We start from the raw sequence: 24,769 nt of genomic DNA, 5'->3' as shown, positions 1-24,769 counted from the left end.
CTCACGCCTCCGTCTTGGGGGCACCGCGCAGGATGGAGTTGCCCTCGTGGGTGGCGTCGGGCGGGGTGATGTCGAGGTTCAGGCGGCCGCTGAGGGCGTAGAAGGCGACGGGGTTGCGCCACAGCACCCGGTCGACGTCGTCCTCGGTGAAGCCCTCGGAGAGCATCAGGTCGCCGACCCTGCGGGTCTTGAGGGGATCGCTGCGGCCCCAGTCGGCGGCGGAGTTCACGAGGACCTGCTCGGGTCCGTAGGCGCGGAGGATCGCGATCATCCGTTCCTCGTCCATCTTGGTGTCGGGATAGACGGAGAAGCCCAGCCAGCAGCCGCTGTCCTTGGCCTCTTTGACGGTGATCTCGTTGAGGTGGTCGACCAGGACGCGGTCCGGTGGCAGCGCGGACTCCCGGACGACGTCGAGGGTGCGGCGCAGGCCGGCGAGCTTGTCGCGGTGCGGGGTGTGGACGAGGGCGGGCAGTTCGTGGTCGGCGGCGAGCTGGAGCTGTGCGGCGAGGGCAGTGTCCTCGGCGGGGGTGATGGAGTCGTAGCCGATCTCGCCGACGGCCACGACCTGGTCCTTGACGAGATAGCGGGGCAGTTCGTCGAGGACGGGGATACAGCGGGGGTCGTTCGCCTCCTTGGGGTTGAGGGCGAGCGTGCAGTGGTGGGCGATGCCGTGCTGGGCGGCGCGGAAGGGCTCCCAGCCCAGGAGGGAGTCGAAGTAGTCGAGGAAGGAGGCGGGAGAGGTGCGGGGCTGGCCGAGCCAGAAGGAGGGCTCGACCACGGCGCGCACGCCGGCGGTGTGCATGGCTTCGTAGTCGTCGGTGGTCCGGGAGGTCATGTGGATGTGGGGGTCGAAGAGGCGCATCAGGACTCCTTGCCGTCGCTGCCGCGGGTGCTGTGCTCGGCGCCCTTCGGCTCGGCGGGCGGGGTGGCCGTGGGGTCGGTCAGGGTCAGGACGCGGTGCAGGTCTTCGGGAACGGGACGGCCCGCGGCGGTGCGTTCGGCGGCGTAGTCGCCGAGCATGCGGGCGAGTTCCGCATCGGCGTGGGCGCGGCGGTCCAGTTCGGCCACCTCGTCCACGGGTACTCCGGTGAAGAGGCATTTCAGTACGGCGTGGCGCCAGTTGTGGGCGTCGAGGTGCCGGGCGGCGTAGGGGCCGACGGCGGCGGCAAGGAGCCGGGTGTCGTTGGTGCGCAGGGCGTCCTCGACCAGCGGGAGGGCGTCGGGGCCGGGGACCAGGTGGGGCAGGGCATGCAGGACGGCGCGGCGTTCGGCGGCCGTGCCCTGGACGTAGACCCGGGTGAGGGCGTCCGTGTCGGCGTGGGCCGCGTCCAGGATGAGGACGCGGGCGGCGTCGGCGTGCTCGGGGCCGCAGCGGCGCCCGGCCTCGGCGAGACGCAGCTCCCACACGGAGATGGGTCCGTGGGTGCCGGGGTGGGTGGCGGCCTCGTCGAGGGCCTGGTCGAGCCAGGAGCGGGCGGCTTGGTCGAGCTGCGCGGTGAGGTGGCTGTGCAGGTCGTCCGGCGGGGTGCGGGCGAGGGTGGTGCCGTGGGTGGCCCCGGCGTGGGTGGCCGGGGTGGTGCGGGGGTCGGTCATGGGGTGCTCCCTTCGGGGGTGGCGGAGGGCTCGCCCGGGGGTGGTGCGTCGGGCAGTGGAGCGTGCGGAGTCGCGGCGGTCGCCGTCGCGTGGTGGAGGAACGGGAGGGAGCGTTCGGCGAAGTGGGGGCCCGCGTGGGAGTGGCGGGGAAGTTCGACGACGGTCAGGCCCTGATAGCCGGTGGCGGCCAGGGCGGCGAGTACGGGAGGGAAGTCGATGTCCCCGTCACCGAGTGGGAGGTGTTCGTGCATGCCCCGGCGCATGTCCTCGATCTGGACGTGGCGCAGCCAGGGGCCGGCGGCGCGGACGCAGTCGGCGGGCGGTAGGGGTTCGAGGCACTGGCAGTGGCCTATGTCGAGGGTGAGTCCGAGGTGCGTCGCATCACCGAGGGTCCGGCGGAGCCGGTGGAAGTCGGCGAGGGTGGCGAGCAGGTGCCCCGGTTCGGGTTCGACGGCGAGGGGGATGCCGGCGGTGGTGGCGGCGTCCAGGACGGTGGCGAGGGACTCGGCCAGGCGTTTCCATGCGGTGTCCGGGTCCGTTCCGGGCGGAGTGGTGCCGCTGAAGCAGTGGACCGCGTGGGCGCCGAGGTCGGCGGCGACCTGGACGGCGCGGATCAGCAGGTCGACGCGGCGGGCGCGGTCGTCGGGCTCGGGGTCCAGCAGCGAGGGGCCGTGCTTGCGGCGCGGATCGAGCACATAGCGGGCGCCCGTCTCGACGGTCACAGCCAGGCCGAGCGCGTCCAGCCGGTGCGCGACACGGCGCGTGCGGGCGGCGAGGCCGGGGGCCAGCGGGTCGAGGTGCATGTGGTCGAGGGTCAGACCGACGCCGTCGTAGCCGAGATCGGCGAGCAGGGAGAGGGCGTCGTCCAGGCGGAGGTCGGCGAGGCCGTTGGTGCCGTAGCCGAAGCGGAGGGGGCTGGCGGTGGGGGGATGTGCGGGTGCGAGAACGGACGGGGGCACCTCAAATGAATGTGACGTCCCGTCACATGAATGCGACGTCTTGCTCCTCCTCACGGCCGCTCCTCAGGACCGCAGGCCGGCTCCTCGCGAAGCCGTTCCGCGAATCCCACCAGCGCCGCGAACTGCTCCCCCAGTGCCGACGGCCCCTCCCCCATCGGGTCCTTGAAGTAGAAGCCCAGTTCGCTCAGCGGGCCGGACAGTCCGTTCTCGTGGGCCCGCGACACCAGTCGGGCCAGGTCGAGGACCAGGGGTGCGGCCAGGGCCGAGTCGCAGCCCTGCCAGATGGTCTGGAGGACCATGCGGGTGCCGAGGAAGCCGTGGAAGGCGATGTGGTCCCAGGCGGTCTTCCAGTCGCCGAGCGCGGGGACGTCGTCGATGTGGACCTCGCCCTCGGGGATCTCGCCCAGCACATCCGCCAGCACTCGTTCCTTGCCGGCGTTCTTCGCCGCCGCGGCGGCCGGGTCGGCCAGGGAGGCGCCGTCGCCGCCGCCCAGCAGGTTGGTGCCGGACCAGGCCCGGACGGGCAGGGCGCGTTGCGTGAACATCGGGCCCAGGGCGGATCGCAGCAGGGTCTGGCCGGTCTTGCCGTCGCGGCCCGCGTACGGGAGGTGGGAGGAGGCGGCCTGCCCTGCGAGCGCCGGGTGGTGCAGGCCGGTAGAGGGCGTGAAGTTCACGTAGGGGCAGCCCGCGCGCAGGGCCGCCGCCGCGTACAGGGAACTCGCCGGCAGCGCAGGGCCGTTGGTGGCCGGTTCGGTGGAGGCGACGTTCACCACCACGGCCCGGGCGAGCCCGCGCCGCCGTACGAAGTCCCGTATGTCCGCGGCGAAGGCGGTGATGAGTTGCGCTTCGCCCCGCCGGTCGCCGGGGGCCGGGCCGCCCGGCCTGATCTCCCGGTCGGCGGCGGCGAGTTCGGCTCCGACGGCCGTCGGGAGGCCGTGCGGCAGGACGCCTCCGGCCGCCAGTGCCTCCGCGCGTTTCGGCAGGGGGCAGTCGACCGTGTCGTGTCCGCCGAAGACCAGGGACGAGAGGGGTGGCAGGCCACTGTCGGCGAACGCCGGTGTCTCGGTGACCAGCCCGGTCGGCGGGTGCAGGCCGGCGGTGAGGGCGGCGCAGCCCGCGACGACGGTGGTGGCGACGGAGCCGCGCGCCCCGATCAGCCAGACGCCGACGTGCGGCGCGGAAACGGACGCGGACATGGGCAGCCTCCTTGTCGAACGCTTCGTGCGCGTCGTACGCGAAACCCTGTCGACGCGAACCCTGTCGAGAGGGGAAAGGACGGCGGGCGGAAGTCCGGCGTCTCCCGCCCGCCGCCGCTCAGTCGCCCTGCGAAGCCGTGGACAGCGAGGGCTCCGTGGGCAGTTCCTTGATCCGGACGTCGCGGAAGGACATCCGGTCGTCGGCTCCGTGGTTCTGGATGCCGAGGTGCCCGTCGACGAGGCTCCGGGCCGGATCGGTGTTGGTGAAATCGTTGATCTTCACGCCGTTGAGCCAGACACGGAGGCGTTCGCCCTCCACGCGGATCTCGTACGTGTTCCACTCCCCCGGGGGATTCAACGCGCGGTCGCGCTTCTTCAGGTCGGCGGACTGGAAGCCGTAGACGGAACCCGTCGTCTTCTCGGGCACGTCGGTGGCGTCGATCTGGATCTCATAGCCGTTGTTCACGGCCGACCACGGGTCGTCCGAGGGTGGGAAGCCCACGAACACGCCGGAGTTGTCGTCGCCCGAGGCGCCGGCCATCTTCCAGTCGACCTTCAGGGAGTACGAGGAGAAGCCCGACGCGGCATACCAGAGCATCCCCATGCCGCCCGACGACGTGAGCGTGCCGTCGTCGTCCAGGGTGAAGGAGCCCGGGCCGGCCTGCTTCCAGCCGTCCAGCGACCCCGCCGTGCCGTCGAAGAGCGGACGGTAGCCGTTCTCCGGTCGGCAGTCGGCCTGTGCGTCGCCGACGGCATACCGGATCCCGCCGAGCAGGTGTCGACGGAACACCGGATCCGCGTAGGACTCCTTCGTGTGGCCGCCGCCGGTATAGAAGGCCCGACCGCCCTGGTAGTTCTGGCACCAGGCGATCGGGTGATCGCCGTTCATGGTGCCGCCGGTGTACGAGGACTCGTCGAGGGAGGCCAGCACATGGACTTGATCCCGGGGATTCGAGCGGTAGTTGTACCACTCGTCCGTCCGGTTCCAGGTGCGGGACAGCCCGGACGTCGCCGGGTGGGCACGGTCCTCGACGACCACCTTGGCCGGCTGGATCGCCGGGTGCGACTGGAAGTAGGCGCCGACGAGGCCGCCGTAGAACGCCCAGTCGTACTCGGTGTCGGCGGCCGCGTGGATGCCGACGTAGCCGCCGCCGTGCCGGATGTAGCCCTCGAAGGCGGTCTGTTGGGCCAGGTCGAGGACGTCGCCGGTCGTCGACAGGAAGACGACCGCGTCGTAGCGGCGCAGGTTCCGTGCGGTGAACGCCGCCGCGTCCTCGGTGGCGTCGACGGTGAAGCCGCTCGTCTTGCCGAGCTGTTGTACGGCCGCGACGCCGTCGGGGATGGAGTCGTGCCGGAAGCCGGCCGTCTTGGAGAAGACCAGCACTCGTCCGGTGTCCGCGGGGTGCGAGGCGGCCGGCTCCGAGACGCAGCCGATGAGCAGGGCCGCGCCGACAACTGCTGTACCGAGTCGTCCTGTTGAGCGCATCGTCACCGCCTCCTCTCAGCCGGTCGTGAAGGTGAAGTCGTCCACGTCGTACAGGGCTCCGGAGCCGCTGCCCTTGAAGACGAGGTAGAGCGTGGTCGTGCCCCTCGGTGCCCGGGACAGGTCGGCGCTGACGTCCTGGAAGGTCTCCCAGCCGCCGGTCACCGGTACGGTCGCTTTGCCGAGCAGGGTGCCGGTCGAGGACCCCGCACGGACCTCGAGCGTGCCGCCCGCGCCGCCGGAGGAGATGCGTGCGGTGATCGACTTGGCGTTGCTGAGGACGTACGGCGTGAAGGAGATCCAGTCGCCGTTGTCGATGTCTCCGACCGCGTTGCCGCCGTGGGCGGTGTCCTTGGCGATGACCGAGACGCCGGAGCCGTTGCCGAAGTGCTCGGCCTGGCGGTGTCTGGGCTGCAGGACGCTCTGGTCGTGGGTGGTGAGCGGGTCCTGGCCGCCGCCTCCGTTGTCGGTGTATTCGGCGTCCATCACGCCGAAGATGTTGGCGTCCTCGTCGTGGCCGCCGTCGGCGCTGGTCTGGATGGTGCCGGTGCAGCCGTTCGCGGAGGTCACGGGGTGGCCGTGGCTGTCGTGGCCGAGGATGAAGGTGACCTTGACCTTCGCGCAGTCGATGCTCTTGCCGTCCTCGGGGTCGGTGACCCTCACCTTGAACGGGATGGCGTCGCCGAAGCTGAACAGCTGGCCGTCGCGCGGGAGTTCAAGGGTCACCTTGGGCGCGGTGTTGCCCACCACGATCTGTACGCTCGCGCTGCCCGTGCGGCCTGAGACGTCCTTCGCGGTCAGGGTCGCGGTGTATGTGCCGTTCTTCTTGTACCTGTGCAGCGGGTTCGCGGCCGTGGATGTGCCGCCGTCGCCGAAGTCCCAGCCGTAGGTGAGGGCGTCGCCGTCCTGGTCGCTGGTGCCCTCGGAGGAGAACTGCACCCGCAGGGGCGCCTGTCCCGAGGTGCGGTCGGCTGCGGCCTGCGCCACCGGCGAGTGTCCGTCGGTCGCGTTCTCGATGCGGTACAGGGCCGAGTTCTCGTCGCCGCCGAACCAGGAGACGCCGTAGTCGAGGACGTACAGGGCGCCGTCGGGCCCGAAGGCCATGTCCATCACCTGGGTGCCGGTCCACGGGATGTCGTTGATCGACTGGACGGTGCCGCTCGCGTCGCTGGTGATGCGCTTGATCCAGCGGCGGCCGAACTCCCCGGCGAAGAAGTCCCCGTCGTAGGCCTCGGGGAACTTCACGGGCGAGTCGAGCGAGGCGTCGTAGTGGTAGACGGGGCCGCCCATCGGGGACTCGGAGCCGGTGCCGAACTCCGGTACGGAGGCGCCGTCGTAGGGGATCCAGGCGGGCTGGGCCGGGGGCAGGTCGGTGAGGCCGGTGTTGTGCGGCGAGGTGTTCTTCGGTGCGCCGCAGTCGAAGGAGGCGCCCGAGGTGCCGGTGGCGAAGTCGTAGTCCACGTAGGCGGCGTTGGCGCCCGTGCAGTACGGCCATCCGAAGTTGCCGGGGGCGGTCACTCGCGCGAACTCGACCTGGCCGGCGGGTCCGCGGGACGGGTCGGCGGCGCCCGCGTCGGGGCCGTAGTCGCCGACGTAGAGGATGCCGGTGGCCTTGTCGACGCTGAAGCGGAACGGGTTGCGGAAGCCCATCGCGTAGATCTCGGACCGCGTCTTGTCCGTGCCGGGGGCGAAGAGGTTGCCGTCGGGGATCGTGTAGGAGCCGTCGGCGTTCACCTTGATGCGCAGGATCTTGCCGCGCAGGTCGTTGGTGTTGCCGGCCGAACGCTGGGCGTCGAAGGCGGGGTTGCGGTCGGCCCGTTCGTCGATGGGGGTGAAGCCGTCCGACTGGAAGGGGTTGGAGTCGTCGCCCGTCGACAGGTACAGGTTGCCCGCCGCGTCGAAGTCGATGTCGCCGCCGACGTGGCAGCAGATGCCGCGGGAGGCCGGGACGTCGAGGATCTTCGTCTCGCTGGCGTTGTCGAGGGTGCCGTCGGTGTTCAGGACGAACCGGGAGAGGCGGTTGACGCCGTCGAAGGGGGCGAAGTCGGCCGCGGTTCCGGTCTCGGGGGCGTCGCCCTCCGGGGTGTCCAACGGGGGTGCGTAATAGAGGTAGATGAATCGGTTGGTGGCGAACTGTGGGTCCACTCCGACGCCTTGGAGGCCTTCCTCGTCGTGGGAGTAGACGTGCAGCTTGCCCGCGAGCCGGGTGGTTCCGGCCGCGTCGGTGAGGCGGAGTTCGCCGTCGCGCGAGGTGTGCAGAACCGAGCGGTCCGGGAGGACGGCGAGCGACATGGGCTCGCCGACCTCCGGCTCGCCCTTTGCGAGGGTGACCTGCTGGAAGTCCTCGGCCGCGGCCACCGAGGCCCCGGCCGCGGAGCTCCCAGCCGCGGAGGCCCCCTCGTCGGCGACGGCTGCGCCGGCCTGGGGAGCGGCGAGGGTGAGGGACGCGCCCGCCAGTAGCGCGCCGCTGATCAGGGCGATCGCCTTACGGAACGTCGGGCGTCGTCTGTGGGACTCGTTTCTGTCGGTGCTGGTGGTGCGGGTTTTCCCGTGCACGAATGCCTCCAGAATGGGGCGGGTTGTACGGGCGGGTGCGGTACGCCGGGATGCGCCGTCATCCCGGAACTCACAGAACGGGCAACGATGTTGATTCAGTCGTTGCCGCCGAACGCCGCGTCGAAGGAAGCCGACGGCGGCTCGAAGTCGTATGCCTTGAGGCGGGTGAGGGCCTCGGGCGCGCCCTGGAGCCGGTCCATGCCGGCGTCCTCCCACTCGACCGAGATGGGGCCCTGGTAGTCGATGGAGCGCAGCATCCGGAAGACGTCCTCCCAGGGGACGTCGCCGTGGCCTGCGGACACGAAGTCCCAGCCGCGGCGGGGGTCGCCCCAGGGCAGGTGGGACCCGAGGCGGCCGTTGCGGCCGTCGAGGCGCTTTCGGGCCTCTTTGCAGTCGACGTGGTAGATGCGGTCGCGGAAGTCCCAGAGGAAGCCGACCGGGTCGAGGTCCTGCCACACGAAGTGGGACGGGTCGAAGTTCAGTCCGAAGGCCGGTCGGCCCCCAATGACCTCCAGGGCGCGCCGGGTTGTCCAGTAGTCGTAGGCGATCTCGCTGGGGTGGACCTCGTGCGCGAACCGCACGCCCTGCTCGTCGAAGACGTCGAGGATCGGGTTCCAGCGCTGGGCGAAGTCCTCGTAGCCGCGCTCGATCATGGATTCCGGCGCGGGCGGGAACATGGCGACCAGATGCCAGATGGAGGAGCCGGTGAAGCCGATGACGGTGTCGACGCCGAAGGCTGCCGCGGCGCGCGCGGTGTCCTTCATACGGTCCGCCGCGCGCCGCCGCACCCCTTCCGGGTCGCCGTCGGCCCACACCGCGCCCGGCAGGATGGCCTGGTGGCGTTCGTCGATGATGGCGTCGCAGACGGCTTGGCCGACCAGGTGGTTGGAGATGGCCCAGCACTTGAGGCCGTACTTGTCGAGGAGTTGGTGCCGCGAGTTCAGATACGAGGGATCCGCGAGTGCCTTGTCGACCTCGAAGTGGTCGCCCCAGCAGGCGAGTTCGAGTCCGTCGTAGCCGAAGTCGCGGGCGAGGCGGCAGACCTCTTCGAGCGGGAGGTCGGCCCACTGGCCGGTGAAGAGCGTGAACTGGCGTGGCATCTCTCTGAACCCTCCTCAGACGGCTATGGGTGTGTAGACGGAGTTCTTCTCGGCGCTCTCCTCCACCGCCGCGAGCACGCGCTGCACCTGCAGCCCGTCGGCGAAGGAGGGTTCGGGTTGCCTGCCCTCGGCGATCGCGTGGACGAGGTCGCGGGCCTGGTGGACGAAGCTGTGCTCGTAGCCGAGGCCGTGGCCCGGCGGCCACCAGGCCTCCAGGTAGGGGTGTTCGGGTTCCGTGACGAGGATGCGGCGGAAGCCTGCGTACGCTCCGGGCTCCGTACCGTCGTGGTAGGAGAGCTCGTTGAGGCGCTCCAGGTCGAAGGCCAACGAGCCGTGTTCGCCGTTGAGTTCGATGCGCAGGGCGTTCTTGCGGCCGGTCGCGTACCGGGTGGCCTCGAAGGAGGCGAGGGCGCCGGAGGTGAAGCGGCCGGTGAACAGGACGGCGTCGTCGACGGTGACCTGGCCGGTGCCGGTGGACTTCACGGCGCTCAGGCCGCTGGTGGGTCCGCCGCGGGGCAGCGGGCGTTGCCGTACGAACGTCTCGATGAGCGCCGAGACGCCCGTCAGCGGTTCCCCCGCCAGGTACTGGGCGAGGTCGACGATGTGTGCGCCCAGGTCGCCGAGCGAGCCCGAGCCGGCCTGTTCCCTGCGCAGCCGCCAGGTGAGCGGGAACTCGGGGTCCACCAGCCAGTCCTGAAGGTACGTCACCCGGACGTGCCGCAGCCTTCCGAGCCTGCCCTCGCCGACCATCTTCCGGGCCAGCGCGGTGGCGGGCACGCGGCGGTAGTTGAAGCCGACCATGGCCAACTGACCTCGTGAGTAGGCCTCTTCGGCGGCCTCGGCCATCATCGAGGCTTCCTCGACCGTGTTCGCCAGGGGCTTCTCGCACAGCACGTGTTTGCCGACGGCCAGTGCGGCGAGGGCGATCTCGGCGTGGCTGTCGCCGGGGGTGCAGATGTCGACGAGGTCGACGTCGTCCCGCGCGATCAGGGCCCGCCAGTCGGTCTCGGCCGCGGCCCAGCCGTGCTGCTCGGCGGCCTGGTGGACGGCGGTCGCGTCCCGCCCGCAGATCGCCGACAGGACCAGACGTCTGGGCAGGTCGAAGACGCGACCCGCGGTGCGCCAGCCCTGGGAGTGGGCGGCGCCCATGAAGGCGTAGCCGACCATGCCGACGCGGAGAGGCGGCTTCCCGGGCGCGGCCCCGTCCGGGTTCGCCTCCGCCCCTTCTGACTGCTGCGGCTGTGCCATGCGCGATGTCCTCCTCGTCGTCGTGGCGCGGTGGGGGGTGCAGCCCGGTCCGTCGACGTACCGGGCTCCTCGGGCCTGCCCTTCGGACCGGCTCGGTGCCGGTGGCGGGGCACCGTTCCTGTCGGCCGGCCCGGCCCGAAGGACAGGCCCCGGGGCGGAAAGCCTCACCTGAATCCGGTGGACATGTACTGGTCGATGTTGGTCTTGTCCACGACGGCCGAGTAGAGCGTGATCGACGCCGGGATCTCGTACTCGGCGAGCCCGCTCACGCCCTTGGCCTGGCCGAGGGCGCGGGCGAGGTCGATCGCGGACGCGGCCATGGTGGGCGGGTAGAGGACGGTCGCCTTGAGGACGCCGTTGTCCTGCTTGATCGCCTGGAAGGCGGACAGTGCTCCCGCACCCCCGACCATCAGGAAGTCGTCGCGTCCGGCCTGGTCGATGGCGCGCAGCGCGCCCACACCCTGGTCGTCGTCGTGGTTCCACAGCGCGTCGAAGTTGGGTTGTGCCTGCAGGAGTTGGGCCATCTTGGCCTGTCCGGACTCGACCGTGAACTCGGCGGCCTGGCGGGCCACCTTCTTGATGTTCGGGTAGTTCTTCAGCGCGTCGTCGAAGCCCTGGGTGCGCTGCTTGGTGAGTTCCAGGTTGTCGAGCCCCGCGAGTTCGATGACGCGCGCGTTCGACTTCCCCTTGAGCTTCTCGCCGATGTAGTTGCCGGCGTTGAGGCCCATGCCGTAGTTGTCGCCGCCGATCCAACACCGGTACGCCTGCGGCGTGTTGAAGATCCGGTCGAGGTTGACGACCGGGATCCCGGCGCGCATCGCCTTCAGGCCGACCTGGGTGAGGGCCTTGCCGTCGGCGGGCAGGACGACCAGGACGTCGACCTTCTTGTTGATCAGTGTTTCTATCTGGCCGATCTGCGCGGCCGTGTCGTTGGAGCCTTCGGTGATCTCCAGGGTGACGTCCGAGTACTTCTTGGCGCGGCTCTTGGCGTTGTCGTTGATCGCGTTGAGCCAGCCGTGGTCGGCCTGCGGGCCGGCGAAGCCGATGGTGACCTGCTTGCCGGGCTTGTCCTCGGCGGCCGGCTGATCGTTGGCGGCCGGTTCGTCGTCACCGGAGTCGTTGCTGGTGCAACCTGCGAGGAGGGCGCCGACCGAGACGGCGGCGGTCCCGAAGAGCAGTCCTCTGCGACTCGTGAAACGACTGGTGAACGTCGGCTCTGGCATGGCGGTGAACCCTTTCCTCAGGTCGTGCTCGCGGTACGGCGCTGGACCAGCACGGCGGCGACGATGATCGCGCCCTTGGCGATCTGCTGGACGTCGCTCTGCAGGTTGTTCAGGGCGAAGATGTTGGTGATCGTGGTGAAGATCAGGACGCCGAGCACGGAGCCGGTGATGGTGCCGCGACCCCCGCTGAGCAGGGTGCCGCCGATGATGGCGGCCGCGATGGCGTCGAGTTCGTAGAGGTTGCCGTTGGTGTTCTGGCCGGAGCCGGACAGGATGATCAGCAGGAAGGCGGCGATGCCGCAGCACAGTCCGGACAGCAGGTAGAGGTACAGCCGCTGGCGGCGTACGTCGATGCCGGCGAGCCGGGCGGCCTCCGCGTTGCCGCCGACGGCGACGGTGCGGCGTCCGAAGGTGGTCCGGTTCAGCACCAGCCAGCCGGTGATCGTCACGACCGCGAACACCATCACCAGGGGCGGGACGCCGAGCACGTAGGAGTCGCGTTCGCCGAGGTCGAGGATGCCGTCGACGGTGACGATCTGCGTGCGGCCGTCGGTGATCTGGAGGGCGAGGCCGCGCGCGGAGGCCAACATGGCGAGGGTGGCGATGAAGGGGACCATCCCGCCGTACGCGATGAGCAGCCCGTTGACCAGGCCGCACCCGAGGCCGACGAGCACCGCGGTGAAGAGGATGCCCGCGAAGCCGTACTCCTGCGTGGCGACCGTGGTCGCCCACACCGAGGCGAGCGCGACGATCGCGCCGACGGACAGGTCGATGCCGCCGGAGGTGATGACGAAGGTCATCCCCACGGTGACGACACCGATCACCGAGGCCTGGGTGAGGACGAGTTGGAGGTTGCGGGTGTCGAGGAACTCGTCCGGCTTGGTGATGCCGCCGATGAAGATCAGCGCGGCGAGCACGCCGAGGAGGGAGAGGGTGCGGAGGTCGGCGCGGGCGGCCACAGTGTGCAATGGGCCGCCTCGGGCCGCCTCACGATCGGCCTTTTGTTCGACTCTTGATGCCGACGAGTGCAGTTTGCTGACCACGGGCAACTCCCGTCATGAACGCCGCTAGATTGGCTACTGCCTTCAGGCAACGGTCAGGGCTTGACCGTCATGAGGCCGGTCAACGGCCGACCGAGAAGCCACCTCCTTCGGGAACCGGCGGAGTCACGACGAGGTCGAGTACGCGAAACTCGTCCAGTTCCCGCGAAGGTCCGGAGTGGATCACCCGGCCCTCGCGGAGAATCATCACCCGGTCGGCCAGCCCCAGAACTTCGGGAATCTCGCTGGAGACCAGCAGCACGGCGAGGCCTTCATCAGCCAGTCGACGGACGACTGCATACAGTTCGGCGCGGGCTCCGACGTCGACCCCTCGGGTCGGTTCGTCGAGCAGCAGCACCCGGCAGCCGCGCAGCAGCCAGCGGGCCAGAACGGCCTTCTGCTGGTTGCCGCCGGACAGGGTGCGGATCGGAACGTTCGGGTTGTCGGGCCGCAGTGACAGCTCGCGGGTCGCGGCCCGCGCGGCGTCGAGTTCGGCGCCCCGGTCGATCCAACCCGCCCGCGCAAAGCGGGACATGGAGGAGACGGAGACATTGCGGGTGACCGACTCCAGCATCAGCAGGGCCTGCGCCTTGCGCTCCTCGGGGGCGAGTCCGAGGCCGGCGCGGACGGCGGCGCGGACGCTGCCGGGTCGCAGCGGGCGTCCGTCGACGCTGACCTGGCCGGCGGTGGGTTTGCGGGCTCCGTAGATGGTCTCCAGGATCTCGGAGCGGCCCGAGCCGACGAGTCCGGCGAGGCCGACGATCTCGCCGGGACGGATGCTCAGGTCGAGGGGTTCGAACTCGCCGTCGCGGGCCAGCCCTCGGACCTCCAGGACCGGTGTGCCGCCGGACGCCGACACCGGCCGCTCGGGAAACACGTACTCGACGTTGCGTCCCGTCATCAGCGCCACGACCTCGCGGGTGGGCGTCGTCTTCGCGGGCAGTCCGACGGCGACGGCCCTCCCGTCCTTGAGCACGGTCACCCGGTCGCCGATGCGGCGGATCTCCTCCAGCCGGTGGGAGATGTAGACGACCGCGACACCGCCGGCGGTGAGGTCGCCGACGATCCGGAAGAGGTTGTCGACCTCGTCCGGGTCGAGTGCGGCGGACGGTTCGTCCATCACGATGAGCCGTACGTCGTGCGAGAGCGCCCGCGCCATGGACACGATCTGCTGCTGGGCGGCCGACAACTCCCCCACCAGGCGGGCGGGATCGATCTCCGGATGCCCGAGTCGCGTGAGCAGGGCGGCCGTCGACGCTCGTGCCGCCTTGCCCCGAACGACGAAACCGGCTGCCGTGGGTTCATGGCCCAGGTGGACGTTCTCGGCCACCGACAGGTGCTCCACCAGGTCGAGTTCCTGGTAGATGGTGGCGATGCCGAGGCGCATCGCGGCGATCGGCGAGCGGAGTGTGACGTCCTCGCCGCGCCAGCGGATGGAGCCGGTGTCGGGCTGGTGGGCGCCGGCCAGGACCTTGATGAGGGTGGACTTGCCTGCTCCGTTCTGGCCTAACAGGCAGTGCACCTCTCCGGCCTGGGCGTCGAGGTCGACGCCGTCGAGGGCCCGGACTCCGGGGAACGACTTGGTGATGCCGGACATGCTGAGCAGCGTTGGTTCGGGTGCCATGTGCGGGTCCCCCTGGCAGGCGTGCGGGCCGGATTCAGGGCAGGGCGGGGTAGGGCGGGGTGCCGGTTGGCCGTATGCGGTCGGCGACGTGCCGTACGAGTTCCGCTGGTGAACGTATGGAGTCTGCCGGCAGGTGTGTGAAGTCGGCTGGTGAGTGTATGTAGTCGGTGCTTATGCGGGTGAGAACAGGTGATCGCTGATGAGGCGGGCCGCGCCGATGACTCCGGCGGTGGGGCCCAACTCGCCCAGGACGATCGGCAGGTTGCCGGTCGCGAGGGGCAGTGACTGGCGGTAGACCTGGGTGCGGATCGCGGCGAGCAGGGTGTGGCCGAGGCCGGTGACCCCGCCGCCGATCACCACCAGGCCGGGGTTGAAGAAGCTGACCAGGCCGGCGATGACCTGGCCTACGCGGTCGCCGCCCTCGCGGATCAGGTCGAGGGAGGTGGCGTCGCCCGCGGCGGCCGCGGCAGCGACGTCGACAGCGGTGAGGCCGCCGTTCGCCTCCAGACGGGTCGCGAGCTCCACCGACAGCCCATGCTGGGCCGCGTCCGTGGCGTCCCGGGCGAGGGCCGCCCCGCTGAAGTGGGCTTCCAGGCAGCCCCGGTTGCCGCAGGCGCACGGTCGTCCGTCGGGCACGGCCTGGATGTGCCCGATGTCGCCCGCGCTGCCCGTCACCCCGCGGTGGACGTCACCGGCCGCGACGATGCCGCAGCCGATGCCGGTGCCGATCTTGACGCAGAGGAAGTCACCCACGGAGCGTGCGACGCCCGCGTGCATCTCCCCCATCGCCATCAGGTTCACGTCGTTGTCGACCATGACGGGGCAGCCGAGGTCCTGGCTGAGCGCCTCCCGCACGGGGAAGCCGTCCCAGCCCGGCATGATCGGCGGGGCCACCGGCACGCCCTCGGGGAAGCGGACGGGGCCCGGGACGCCGATGCCGGCGCCGTCGTATCCCTCCGCGAGTCCCGAGTCCCTCAACTTCGCGGCCATGGCGAGCACTTGCTCGAAGACCGCGACCGGCCCCTCGCGTACGTCCATGGGCTGGTTGAGGTGGCCGAGGATCTCCAGTTCGGCGTTGGTGACGGCGACGTCGACCGAGGTCGCGCCGATGTCGACGCCGAGGAACCTGAGGCCGGGGGCCAGCCTGATGTTGTGGGAGCGGCGGCCGCCGCGCGAGGCGGCGAGTCCGTCGGCCACGACCAGGCCGGTCTCCAGCAGCCGGTCGACCTCCACGGCCAGCTTGGACCGCGACAGGTCGACCTGATCCCCCAGTTGCGCCCGGGAGTTGGGGCCGCCGTCCCGCAGCAGCTTGAGCAGGCGGGCCTGATGCGCGTTCGCGGGTCGTGCCGTCATGCGTCTCACGGGCCCCTCCCCGCCTCAATCGGCCACCGGTTGGCTGGCTTTCGAGGGGAAGGTAGCAGCGGCTGCCGAAGGTGGGAAGAAGTCGTGCACGAATTGCCGCAGACTTTTTCCCCTCACAGGACAAAGCCGGTCCGCGCCCTGGTGTCCCCCGAACCCCGGCACCGCAGGATGGGCACGACGCCCCGGGCCGGGCACGGCCCGGGCGGGGAGGGGAGGGGGACCGTGTGATTCTGGTGACGGGTGCGACGGGGAACGTGGGTGCCGAGCTCGTGCGTGCGCCGGCCGAGGCCGGGAAACCGGTGCGGGAATCGGGGAGGATCCTCGGCGAGGTGCTGGGCCGAAACCTGCGCGCCGTCGGGCTCTCGCACGGGGAGGCACGCGTCGAGCTGGAGGCGGTCGGCATGGCCGACGTCGTACGTCGACGCGTTCTTCAGCTTCTTCGTGGACGGCACCCTGGACGAGTCGGTGGTCCTGCCGACGGTCCAGGAGGTCACCGGCCGGGCGCCGCGCACGTTCGCCGACTGGGCGAGGGCGCACACGGACGCCTTCTGAACATCAAGTCCTGTAGAAATCAGGAACGTTGGCGAGCGTGGTAAGAGCGGCGCGTGTGCTCCGTGTGCTCGCGCATCAACCGGGTGGCAAGCTGCTCGTCCCGGTCTTCGATCGCGTGGATCAGCTCCTGGTGCTCGATCCAGGACTGACTTCCGCGCTGCCGGGCGACCGGCGTGTAGTACCAGCGCACCCGGCGGTCGACCTGCGCCGCGAGTTCGGCGAGGACCGCGTTGCCCGCCAGCTCGATGATCTTTCCGTGGAAGCCGGCGTTCAGGGCGACGGCGGCGTCCACGTCGTCCGAGGCGACCGCCAACCGGCCCTGCTTGAGGATCTCGTTCAGATCCTCGATGCCGGCCTTGTCCGCGTTCGCGGCGGCGAGCCGGGCGGCCTCGGCCTCCAAAAGGGTGCGGACGATGAGGAGTTGGTCGGCCTCCTCCTCGGTGGGCTCGTGCACGAACGCGCCCTGAGCGGGGCGCAGATCCACCCAGCCTTCGGTGCTCAGTCGCTGCAACGCCTCGCGCACCGGCTGCCGGGAGACTCCGAGATGCCCGGCCAGTTCGCTCTCCACGAGATGCTGGCCGGGCTGCAGGGCGCGGGTGGTGATGAGTTCGAGGAGCGCCTCGTAGACGCGGTCCCGCAGCGGGCCGGGCCGTTCCAGCTTGGGCACTGCTCCCTGCGGCAGTCCTGTCGACAACATCACGCTCCCCCTCCTCGCGGGCCGTGCACAGCAGCCGTGACAGCCGGTGTCACCCGTAGACCCAGTATCGATTGTCTTTCGTCTACAGTCTACGGCGCACAGTCGCCAGAGGAATGGCGAGTTGGCCTCGTCACACCCCGTTGTAAGGGCTCGTCAGGGACAGCGGACCACCTGTCCGGCGTACGACAGGTTCCCGCCGAAGCCGAAGAGCAGCACGGGATCCCCCGTGGAGATCGCGCCCTGCTCCACCAGCTTGGAGAACGCGAGCGGAATGCTCGCGGCGGACGTGTTACCCGATTCGGTGACATCGCGTGCGATCACGGCGTTGACGGCGCCCAGCTTCTTCGCGAGGGGTTCGATGATGCGCAGGTTCGCCTGGTGCAGGACGACCGCGGCGAGGTCGGCGGGGACGAAGCCGGCGCGTTCGCAGGCCCGGCGGGCGATGGGCGGCAGCTGTGTGGTCGCCCAGCGGTAGACACTCTGGCCTTCCTGGGCGAACCGCGCGGGCTGTCCCTCGATCCGTACCGCGTGCCCCATCTCGGGCACCGATCCCCACAGCACCGGCCCGATACCGGGTTCCGTCTGAGCCGCCTCGACCACCGCGGCGCCCGCGCCGTCGCCGACGAGCACGCAGGTGGTGCGGTCGGTCCAGTCGGTGACCTCGGACATCTTGTCGGCGCCGATGACCAGGGCGCGGGTCGCGGCGCCCGCCCGCACGGTGTGGTCGGCGGTGGCCAGGGCGTGGGTGAATCCGGCGCACACGACGTTGATGTCCATCGCGGCGGGTGAGGGGATGCCGAGCCGGGCGGCGACCCGGGCAGCCATGTTCGGCGAACGGTCGACGGCGGTCGACGTGGCCACCAGCACCAGGTCGATGTCGGCGGGGGACAGGCCGGCCGCCGCGAGCGCCTTGGCTGCGGCATGCGCGGCCAGCTCGTCGACCGGTTCGTCCGGCCCGGCGATACGACGGGTACGGATGCCCACCCGGGACCTGATCCACTCGTCGCTGGTGTCGACCATGCCCGCCAGGTCCTCGTTGGTGAGTACCCTGGCGGGCTGGTAATGGCCGACGGCAGCGATGCGCGAGCCGTTCATGGGCGAATCCCCCTCATTGCTCAGGTAGCGGGATTCACCAGTCTGATCAGTGACTCGCGGGTACGACGGCAGGTGAAGCCACAGGAAACGGGGGCCCGGCTTGTCGGCTTCCATCAGGCCCTCGGACGCCCGAACAGTTTCCGAACGGGCTACCCGGTGAACAGCTGCGTCGCCTTTTGTACGAGTTCATACAGTCCGTAGGCGAGCGGCGCCCCCACCCACACCCAGGCGAAGGCGATCAGCCCCCGTCGGCTAGGCGGACTCTGGCTGCTGGTGCTGGACATCGACGGCCTCCTCCCTCGGGGCGGGGATGTGGTGACGGGCGTGGACGGGCCGGACGAGTTCGTTGGCGACGAACCCGACCACGAGCAGCCCGATCATGATGACGAACGACAGACCGTACAACGACGCCCCGTGCTTGCCCGCCTCCTCCTGCCGGTCGGCGATCCAGTTCACGATCAGCGGCCCGAGGACGCCGGCCGTGGACCAGGCGGTGAGCAGCCGCCCGTGGATCGCGCCGACCTGGTAGGTGCCGAAGAGGTCCTTGAGGTAGGCGGGGATGGTCGCGAACCCGCCGCCGTAGAAGGACAGGATCACCAGCGCGCTCAGGATGAACAGCGGTTTCGACGAGTCGCCGAACAGGGCGATCAGCGCGTACATGACCGCGCCCACGCCGAGGTAGACGCGGTAGATGTTCTTGCGGCCGATCAGGTCGGAGGTCGACGACCAGCCGATGCGGCCCGCCATGTTGGCCGCGGACAGCAGGGCGACGAAGCCGGCGGCGGCCGACACGGACACCGGGGTGGAGGTGTCCGCGAAGAAGTCCGTGATCATCGGGGCGGCCTTCTCCAGGATGCCGATGCCGGCGGTGACGTTCATGCAGAGCACGACCCACAGACACCAGAACTGGGGTGTACGCACGGCGCCGCGGGCGGAGACCTGCGGTCCGGTCAGGGCGCTCGGCCCGTCAGGGGTGGGTTTCTCACCGCGCGGCACTCGCACGAGCAGCACGCCCAGAGTCATGAAGACTGCATACGAAAGCCCGTGTACGAGAAACGCGAGCGCGATCCCGGAGCTGTCGCTGCCGAACGACTCCAGCATCTGCGCCGACCAGGGCGAGGCGATCAGGGCGCCGCCGCCGAAGCCCATGATGGCGATGCCGGTGGCCATGCCCGGCCTGTCCGGGAACCATTTGATCAGGGTGGAGACGGGCGAGATGTAGCCGATGCCCAGGCCGATCCCGCCGACGAAGCCGTAGCCGAAGACGATCAGCCAGTACTGCTCGGTGGCCGCGCCGAGCGCGGAAAGCAGAAAGCCGGACGAGAAGCAGATCAGGGCGACGGTCATCGCCCAGCGCGGCCCGTTGCGCTCCACGAGCGTGCCGCCGAACGCGGCCGACAGACCGAGCATGACGATGCCGAGCTGGAAGGGCAGCGCGCTCTGTGTGCCGCTGAGGTCGAGGGCGGATTCCAGGGGCGGCTTGAACACGCTCCAGGCGTAGGCCTGGCCGATGGAGAGGTGGACCGAGAGGGCGGCCGGCGGAACCAGCCAGCGGCTCCAACCCGGCGGTGCGACTGGGGGACTCATGATCCCCAACGGTAGGGAGAATCAAGGTAGTTGAAAAGGCGACACGTCGACCGTATGCGATGAACGGTATGCCGTGCGCGCCGAACGGTCCTACCGTCCGGTTTCCCCGGCGGCTTCCCATTCTGCTTCTGCGCGAACCCTGGCTGGCAGCCACCATACTGTAGGCAATATTTCGTCGACAGAGTTCGGCAGTTTCCTCGGTTGCCCTCGACCGAACGGAGTTCCCTCGCGTGAAAGTCGCAGTACTCGGCGCCGCCCTCCACCGTGCGGGCGCCGACGTGCACCTCGTCGCCCGTGGACCGCATCTCGCGGCCATGAGGCAGCACGGTGTGCGGGTCCTCAGCCCGCGCGGTGGGAGACGACCACGGTGTGCGCGTACTGCGGAGTGGGCTGCAACCTCACTCTGCACGTGCAGGACAATGAGATCGTGAAGGTCACCTCGCCGTACGACAACCCGGTGACCCACGGCAACCTCTGCATCAAGGGCCGTTTCGGCTACCAGCACGTACAGAACCGGGGCTGATCAGGACATGGGACGAGTCACGGAACGACGTAAGGTGATCCGCATCCGGGACGGGGTGGTCTCCAGCCGCCCGGACACGCTCGTCGCCGAGGAACCGCTGGAGATCCGGCTGAACGGCAAACCGCTCGCGATCACCATGCGGACACCCGGCGACGACTTCGCGCTCGCCGCCGGTTTCCTGGTGAGCGAGGGTGTACTGGCTGCCGCATCCGACCTACTGAATATTGTCTACTGTGCTGGGGCGACAGTAGACGGCTCGAACACCTACAACGTGGTGGACGTGAGGACCGCGCCGGGCGTGACGATGCCCGACATCACGCTCGAGCGGAACGTGTACACGACCTCGTCCTGCGGCCTGTGCGGCAAGGCCAGTCTCGACGCCGTGCGTACGACCGCCCGGTGGCCCATCTCCGACACTCCCCCGGTCCATGTCGACCCCCAGCTGCTCGCGAGCCTCCCCGACCGGCTGCGCGCGGCCCAGCGGGTCTTCGACCGGACCGGGGGCCTGCACGCGGCGGCCCTGTTCTCCGAGGACGGCGAACTGCTCGACATACGGGAGGACGTGGGCCGGCACAACGCGGTCGACAAGCTGGTCGGCCGTGCCCTGCAGAACGGTGACCTGCCGCTGTCCCGCACGATCCTCCTCGTGTCCGGCCGGGCCTCCTTCGAGCTGGCACAGAAGGCCGTGATGGCGGGCATCCCGGTCCTCGCGGCGGTCTCGGCGCCCTCGTCGCTGGCGGTGGACCTGGCGACGGAGGCCGGCCTGACGCTGGTGGGCTTCCTGCGGGGCACCTCCATGAACGTGTACGCGGGCGAGGGCCGTATCGCCCTGCGGGCCGCGGCCGCCCAGGGCTGACCGGCCCCCCGCTACACGACGGCGGGGCCCGACCCGCGGGGAGCGCCCCCTGCGCCGCAGGGCCCCGCCTCAACCCGTCGTGAAGCGCACTCCCGCGGCGGTCACGACCGATCCCAGCCGCGGGAAGTCGAGCCGCACCGATGCCTCGTGTTCGGCGGCGGTGAACGCGGCCATGGCGTCCTCGACGAAGACAAGGTCTTGACTTGCTCCTCGGGCTGAAGCCCTACCGGCACTCCGCAGGCCGATACCGCCAGTCCGGCGGCCGTCTTCACATTGATCGCGCCTGGCTGCCCATGGACCACGTGAGCCGCAGCCGCTAACGTCCCGGAGCGTGCCCGAGGACGGACGAGCACGACAAAGGAGAGGAGCCGGGGTCGGCCTGCTGATGGCCCTGGTTCTCGCGGCGGTGCTGCTCAGTGCGCTGCCGGACGACGACGACCGACAGAATCCAGGAGACTGTATACCGCATACCGTCCGGGCGTGGTCGACGGACGACCGTCTCACCACCGAGTTCGCCCGCTACGGCGACGACGCGACCCGCACCGACGACTGGACCGGCGGCGACGGCACGCACTCCGTACGACTGCCGGACGGACGGCTGCTGTGGCTGTTCTCGGACACCTATCTGGGCCAGGTGCACGGCCCGCCCAACCCGGTCGGCGAGTCGTACGCCTGGCGGGACGGGACGGCGCCCCTGGTGCGCAACTCGGCCGTGCTGATGGACGAGGGGCGACTGCAGGCCACGCTGCCCGCGCCGCTCTTCCCCGACCCCGGCCCCAACCAGTGGCGTTGGCCGGTCGCGGCCCGCGTCGAGCCCCGCTCCCCCGGCTCCGCCGAGCAGGTGCTGCGGGTGCTGCTGTGGGTGCGTACAACCGGCCCGGCGCCCTGGATCTACGGGGTGCCCACCGCCACCGAGGTGGCCACGCTGTCCCTGCCCGACCTGAGGGTCGAGTCGGTCGTCAAGGTGCTCGACCAGCAGCTCGTGCAGGATCCGTCCCGCCGGGTGCTGTTCGGCACGACGCTCGTCGAGAAGGGCGGCTGGACCTACGTGTTCGGCGGTGACGACGGGCAGGCCGCGTCCCGGCCCGCCTCGCAGGCGTACGTGGCGCGGGTTCCCGAGGGCGGGCTCGGGGACCCTGCCGCCTGGGAGTACTGGGACGGCTCCGCCTGGGCGGCGCGTACCCGTCCGGGGGCCGTGCTCGGGGACGGACGGCGCGCCGGGGTGGGCAGCGCGTTCTCGGTGGTGCGGGAGGGTGGGACGTACGTGCTGTTCACCATGGCGGCGGGGACGCGTGGGCTGACCACGGTGACCTCGTACTGGGCCTGCTCCCCCACCGGGCCCTGGTACGGCCCGTCGAAGGGCTTCACCGCGTCGCTGCCGCAGGGGCAGGTCGCCGCCTACAACCCCCAGGTGCACCCCGAACTCAGTGGTGACGGACGGCTGGTGCTGAGCTACGACGTCAACTGGCTGGAGGCGACGGGCGCGGCGGCGCAGCTCAACCGCGACGTGTCCCTGTACCGACCGCGGTTCGTGAGCCTGCGGCTGGCGCCGGCGCGGTGACCTCCTCGCGGGAGGCGTCGGGGTCGTGGGAGCGGCGTTTGGCGATCACCGCGCACACCATCAGCTGCATCTGGTGGAAGAGCATCAGCGGCAACACGGCCAGCGCGGCGTGCGCGCCGAACAGGACGCTCGCCATGGGCAGCCCGGAGGCGAGGGATTTTTTCGAGCCGGCGAACTGGATCGCGATCCGGTCCTCCCGGTCGAAGCGCAGCGCCTTGCTTCCGTACCAGGTCACGGCCAGCATCACGGCGAGGATCACGGCCTCCACGCCGAGCAGGCCGGCCAGCCTGAGGGGGCTCACCTGGTGCCAGATGCCCTGGACCATGCCCTCGCTGAACGCCGTGTAGACGACGAGGAGGATCGAGCCCCGGTCGACGAGGCCGAGGACCTTCTTGTGCCGGGCGACGAAGCCGCCGATCCAGCGGCGCAACAGTTGCCCGGCGAGGAACGGCACCAGCAGCTGGAGCACGATCTCAAGCAGCGAGTCGGCGGAGAACCCGCCGCCGCTGCCGAGCAGGGCGGCCGCCAGCAGCGGGGTGATGACGATGCCCACCAGGGAGGAGAAGGAGCCGGCGCAGATCGCGGCGGGAACGTTTCCACGGGCCATCGAGGTGAAGGCGATCGACGACTGGATGGTCGAGGGGACGAGCGTGAGGAAGAGCAGGCCCTGGTAGAGCGGGTGGGTCAGGAAGACGGGGACGAGTCCGCGGGCGGCCAGGCCCAGCAGCGGGAACACGAGGAACGTGCAGGCCAGGACGGTGGCGTGGAGCCGCCAGTGTTTGAGGCCGTCCAGCGCCTCACGGGTGGACAGGCGGGCGCCGTAGAGGAAGAAGAGGAAGGCGATCGCGCCCGTGGAGGCGCCGGAGGCCACGTCGCCCGACGTCCCGCGGGCCGGGAGGAGCGCCGCGAGGCCCACCGTCCCGAGCAGCAGCAGGATGTACGGGTCGATCGGCATCCAACTCGGCCATCGCAGGCGTTTCACGGTGCTCCACTTGCTGTCGGCGGTACGGCGGGGACGGGCTTCGGGCCGCCGGGTCACGGGTCCCCGCTCCATCCTGCTCCCTCACCCGGCGATCGGGAACCCGCCATACCGCACTCACTGTCATCACGTGCCGCGATAGCCTGGGCCTCGTGTACGACCCCTCGCAGCTGCGTACGTTCCTCGCGGTGGCCCAGACGCTCAGCTTCACGCAGGCCGCCCGGCGGCTGGGGCTGCGCCAGTCCACCGTCAGCCAGCACGTGCGGCGGCTGGAGGACGCCGCCGGGCGGCAGTTGTTCACCCGCGACACCCACTCGGTGGAGCTGACGGAGGGCGGCGAGGCGATGCTCGGCTTCGCGCGCCGGATCCTGGAGGTGCACGAGCAGGCGACGGCGTTCTTCACGGGGACGCGGGTGCGCGGCCGGCTGCGATTCGGAGCGTCGGAGGACTTCGTGCTGACCCGGCTGCCGGAGATCCTGGAGGGCTTCCGGCACGACCATCCCGAGGTCGACCTGGAGCTGACGGTCGAGCTGTCGGGCACGCTGCACGAGCAGTTGGCGGCCGGGAAGCTGGACTTGGTGCTGGCGAAGCGGCGTCCCGAGGATCCGCGCGGACAGCTGGTGTGGCACGACGAGCTGGTGTGGATCGGCGCGGAGCGGCTGCGCCTGGACGCGGACCGGCCGGTGCCGTTGATCGTGTACCCGCCGCCGGGCATCACCCGGGCGCTCGCCCTGGAGGCGCTGGAGCGGCAGGGGCGGGCCTGGCGCATCGCGTGCACCAGCGCCAGCCTCAACGGGCTGGTCGCGGCGGCCCGCGCGGGCCTCGGCGTGATGGCCCACTCGCGGGGCCTGATCCCGCCGGGCCTGGTGCGCGTCGCCGACCGGTCGGGCCTGCCGGAACTCGGCCGCGTCGACTTCGTCCTGGTCCACGGCCACCGCCGTACGGCAGCCCAGGGCGCCGCCGACGCGCTCGCCGCGGCGATCCTGGCGGGCGGGGACCGGCTGCACCGGCGTTGACATGCGCCGCCGAATACCGGCGTCAGCGCGAAGGCCGCTGGTGGGTGAGCCCTTCACGCGTCGCAGGAACGGCGAGGCATGAGTTCGGGGCGTCGTCGGCGTGATGGCCGTGGCCGCCGGAGTGCCGGTGCTCGCGCCGGTCCGGAGTGCTGGTGCTCGCGCTGGTCAGGACCCCGCGGCCGGCGCGGGCCCGTGTGACGGATCTGGCCGCCGCGACGCTGAAGAGGAGAGGACTCCACAGCGCGGCTGACGACGCCGCGCCGGACTCGGCGGACCTGCTCGGGTCATCGCGATGGACGTGATCCGGTCATCGCGATGGCCGTCATCAGGTCGTACAGATTCGGTGGAGATTACGGCACCGAAACTTACTCAACCGTCAGTTTTCTGTCCGACCCTTCCCCATGTGGGCGCATTTTCCGTCACTGACCAGTGCATACGTGAGCACTGCTCGATTTCCGCGCCCCTCCCGCCCGCTCCCCGGGTGGGGTAGCTTTCACGGCGCTGTGCGGAGCGTCACCA

General features: G+C 70.4%; 20 protein-coding genes and 3 pseudogenes. 5 read left to right on the top strand and 18 right to left on the bottom strand.

Annotation, left to right across the window (positions count from 1 at the left end; all coding sequences use genetic code 11):
- Position 1: 1 nt before the first annotated feature.
- From ACFYO2_RS15040 to ACFYO2_RS14965, 16 genes are all read right to left on the bottom strand, one after another.
- Positions 2-862, bottom strand: coding sequence for a TatD family hydrolase (locus ACFYO2_RS15040; RefSeq protein WP_388348565.1), 861 nt, complete (start codon positions 860-862; stop codon positions 2-4).
- Positions 862-1,593, bottom strand: a complete 732-nt coding sequence (locus ACFYO2_RS15035; RefSeq protein ID WP_388348563.1) for an EboA domain-containing protein — start codon at positions 1,591-1,593, stop codon at positions 862-864. Before ACFYO2_RS15035 ends, ACFYO2_RS15040 begins: the two co-directional genes overlap by 1 nt.
- Positions 1,590-2,552: a sugar phosphate isomerase/epimerase family protein gene (locus ACFYO2_RS15030; protein WP_388348561.1), complete on the bottom strand. Its 963-nt coding sequence runs from the start codon at positions 2,550-2,552 to the stop codon at positions 1,590-1,592. Before ACFYO2_RS15030 ends, ACFYO2_RS15035 begins: the two co-directional genes overlap by 4 nt.
- Positions 2,553-2,602: 50 nt before the next feature.
- Positions 2,603-3,748: an inositol-3-phosphate synthase gene (locus tag ACFYO2_RS15025; RefSeq protein ID WP_388348559.1), complete on the bottom strand. Its 1,146-nt coding sequence runs from the start codon at positions 3,746-3,748 to the stop codon at positions 2,603-2,605.
- 118 nt (positions 3,749-3,866) lie between these two features.
- A complete protein-coding gene (locus tag ACFYO2_RS15020) occupies positions 3,867-5,234 on the bottom strand; it encodes a ThuA domain-containing protein (RefSeq protein ID WP_388348557.1) in 1,368 nt (455 codons plus the stop codon).
- Positions 5,235-5,249: 15 nt separating this feature from the next.
- The gene (locus ACFYO2_RS15015; protein ID WP_388348555.1) at positions 5,250-7,787 is read right to left on the bottom strand and encodes a PQQ-dependent sugar dehydrogenase; all 2,538 of its coding nucleotides are present in this window, start codon (positions 7,785-7,787) and stop codon (positions 5,250-5,252) included.
- 95 nt (positions 7,788-7,882) lie between these two features.
- Positions 7,883-8,887, bottom strand: a complete 1,005-nt coding sequence (locus ACFYO2_RS15010; protein WP_388348553.1) for a sugar phosphate isomerase/epimerase family protein — start codon at positions 8,885-8,887, stop codon at positions 7,883-7,885.
- Between the two features lie 15 nt (positions 8,888-8,902).
- Positions 8,903-10,135 (bottom strand): Gfo/Idh/MocA family protein, encoded by a 1,233-nt coding sequence (locus tag ACFYO2_RS15005; protein ID WP_388348551.1) that lies wholly within the window; start codon positions 10,133-10,135, stop codon positions 8,903-8,905.
- Between the two features lie 164 nt (positions 10,136-10,299).
- Entirely contained in the window at positions 10,300-11,358 is a 1,059-nt protein-coding gene (locus ACFYO2_RS15000) for a substrate-binding domain-containing protein (protein WP_388348549.1), read from the bottom strand.
- A 17-nt stretch (positions 11,359-11,375) separates the two neighbouring features.
- Positions 11,376-12,317, bottom strand: a complete 942-nt coding sequence (locus ACFYO2_RS14995) for an ABC transporter permease (protein WP_388348634.1) — start codon at positions 12,315-12,317, stop codon at positions 11,376-11,378.
- A 163-nt stretch (positions 12,318-12,480) separates the two neighbouring features.
- Positions 12,481-14,022 (bottom strand): sugar ABC transporter ATP-binding protein, encoded by a 1,542-nt coding sequence (locus ACFYO2_RS14990; RefSeq protein WP_388348547.1) that lies wholly within the window; start codon positions 14,020-14,022, stop codon positions 12,481-12,483.
- Between the two features lie 171 nt (positions 14,023-14,193).
- Positions 14,194-15,375, bottom strand: coding sequence for an ROK family protein (locus ACFYO2_RS14985; protein ID WP_388348545.1), 1,182 nt, complete (start codon positions 15,373-15,375; stop codon positions 14,194-14,196).
- A 580-nt stretch (positions 15,376-15,955) separates the two neighbouring features.
- Positions 15,956-16,633, bottom strand: coding sequence for a GntR family transcriptional regulator (locus tag ACFYO2_RS14980; protein WP_388348543.1), 678 nt, complete (start codon positions 16,631-16,633; stop codon positions 15,956-15,958).
- Between the two features lie 153 nt (positions 16,634-16,786).
- Positions 16,787-17,728 carry a beta-ketoacyl-ACP synthase III gene (locus ACFYO2_RS14975; protein WP_388348541.1) on the bottom strand — a complete coding sequence of 314 codons (942 nt, stop codon included), beginning with the start codon at positions 17,726-17,728 and terminating at the stop codon, positions 16,787-16,789.
- 149 nt (positions 17,729-17,877) lie between these two features.
- Entirely contained in the window at positions 17,878-18,012 is a 135-nt protein-coding gene (locus ACFYO2_RS14970; protein WP_388348539.1) for a hypothetical protein, read from the bottom strand.
- Positions 17,981-19,315, bottom strand: coding sequence for an OFA family MFS transporter (locus ACFYO2_RS14965; RefSeq protein ID WP_388348537.1), 1,335 nt, complete (start codon positions 19,313-19,315; stop codon positions 17,981-17,983). The genes ACFYO2_RS14970 and ACFYO2_RS14965 overlap by 32 nt, the downstream gene beginning before the upstream one ends.
- A gap of 230 nt (positions 19,316-19,545) precedes the next feature.
- Between ACFYO2_RS14965 and ACFYO2_RS14960 the strand changes: the two are divergent.
- The 3 genes and pseudogenes from ACFYO2_RS14960 to fdhD form a co-directional block, all read left to right on the top strand.
- Positions 19,546-19,695, top strand: a pseudogene (locus ACFYO2_RS14960) (ketopantoate reductase family protein); the annotation flags it as partial.
- Positions 19,665-19,838, top strand: a pseudogene (locus tag ACFYO2_RS14955) (Fe-S-binding domain-containing protein); the annotation flags it as partial. The pseudogenes ACFYO2_RS14960 and ACFYO2_RS14955, both read left to right, overlap by 31 nt.
- 7 nt (positions 19,839-19,845) lie before the next feature.
- Positions 19,846-20,694 (top strand): formate dehydrogenase accessory sulfurtransferase FdhD, encoded by an 849-nt coding sequence (fdhD, locus tag ACFYO2_RS14950; RefSeq protein ID WP_388348535.1) that lies wholly within the window; start codon positions 19,846-19,848, stop codon positions 20,692-20,694.
- Positions 20,695-20,763: 69 nt separating this feature from the next.
- Here the strand turns inward: fdhD and ACFYO2_RS14945 are convergent.
- Positions 20,764-20,892, bottom strand: a pseudogene (locus tag ACFYO2_RS14945) (isochorismatase); the annotation flags it as partial.
- Positions 20,893-21,025: 133 nt separating this feature from the next.
- Between ACFYO2_RS14945 and ACFYO2_RS14940 the strand changes: the two are divergent.
- Positions 21,026-22,255, top strand: coding sequence for a DUF4185 domain-containing protein (locus tag ACFYO2_RS14940; RefSeq protein ID WP_388348533.1), 1,230 nt, complete (start codon positions 21,026-21,028; stop codon positions 22,253-22,255).
- Here ACFYO2_RS14940 and ACFYO2_RS14935 read toward each other — a convergent pair.
- Positions 22,191-23,210, bottom strand: coding sequence for a bile acid:sodium symporter family protein (locus ACFYO2_RS14935; protein ID WP_388348633.1), 1,020 nt, complete (start codon positions 23,208-23,210; stop codon positions 22,191-22,193). The two genes, ACFYO2_RS14940 and ACFYO2_RS14935, sit on opposite strands and share 65 nt — an antisense overlap.
- Before the next feature lie 176 nt (positions 23,211-23,386).
- Here ACFYO2_RS14935 and ACFYO2_RS14930 point away from each other — a divergent pair, with 176 nt between their 5' ends.
- The gene (locus ACFYO2_RS14930) at positions 23,387-24,250 is read left to right on the top strand and encodes a LysR substrate-binding domain-containing protein (RefSeq protein WP_388348531.1); all 864 of its coding nucleotides are present in this window, start codon (positions 23,387-23,389) and stop codon (positions 24,248-24,250) included.
- Positions 24,251-24,769 lie beyond the last annotated feature (519 nt).

Origin of the sequence: Streptomyces sp. NPDC006602, from assembly GCF_042870385.1 — a bacterium.
In the GTDB taxonomy this organism is placed as follows: domain Bacteria; phylum Actinomycetota; class Actinomycetes; order Streptomycetales; family Streptomycetaceae; genus Streptomyces.
Note: the sequence above shows the minus strand (reverse complement) of the source record. Positions and strands in the feature narration are given on the sequence as shown.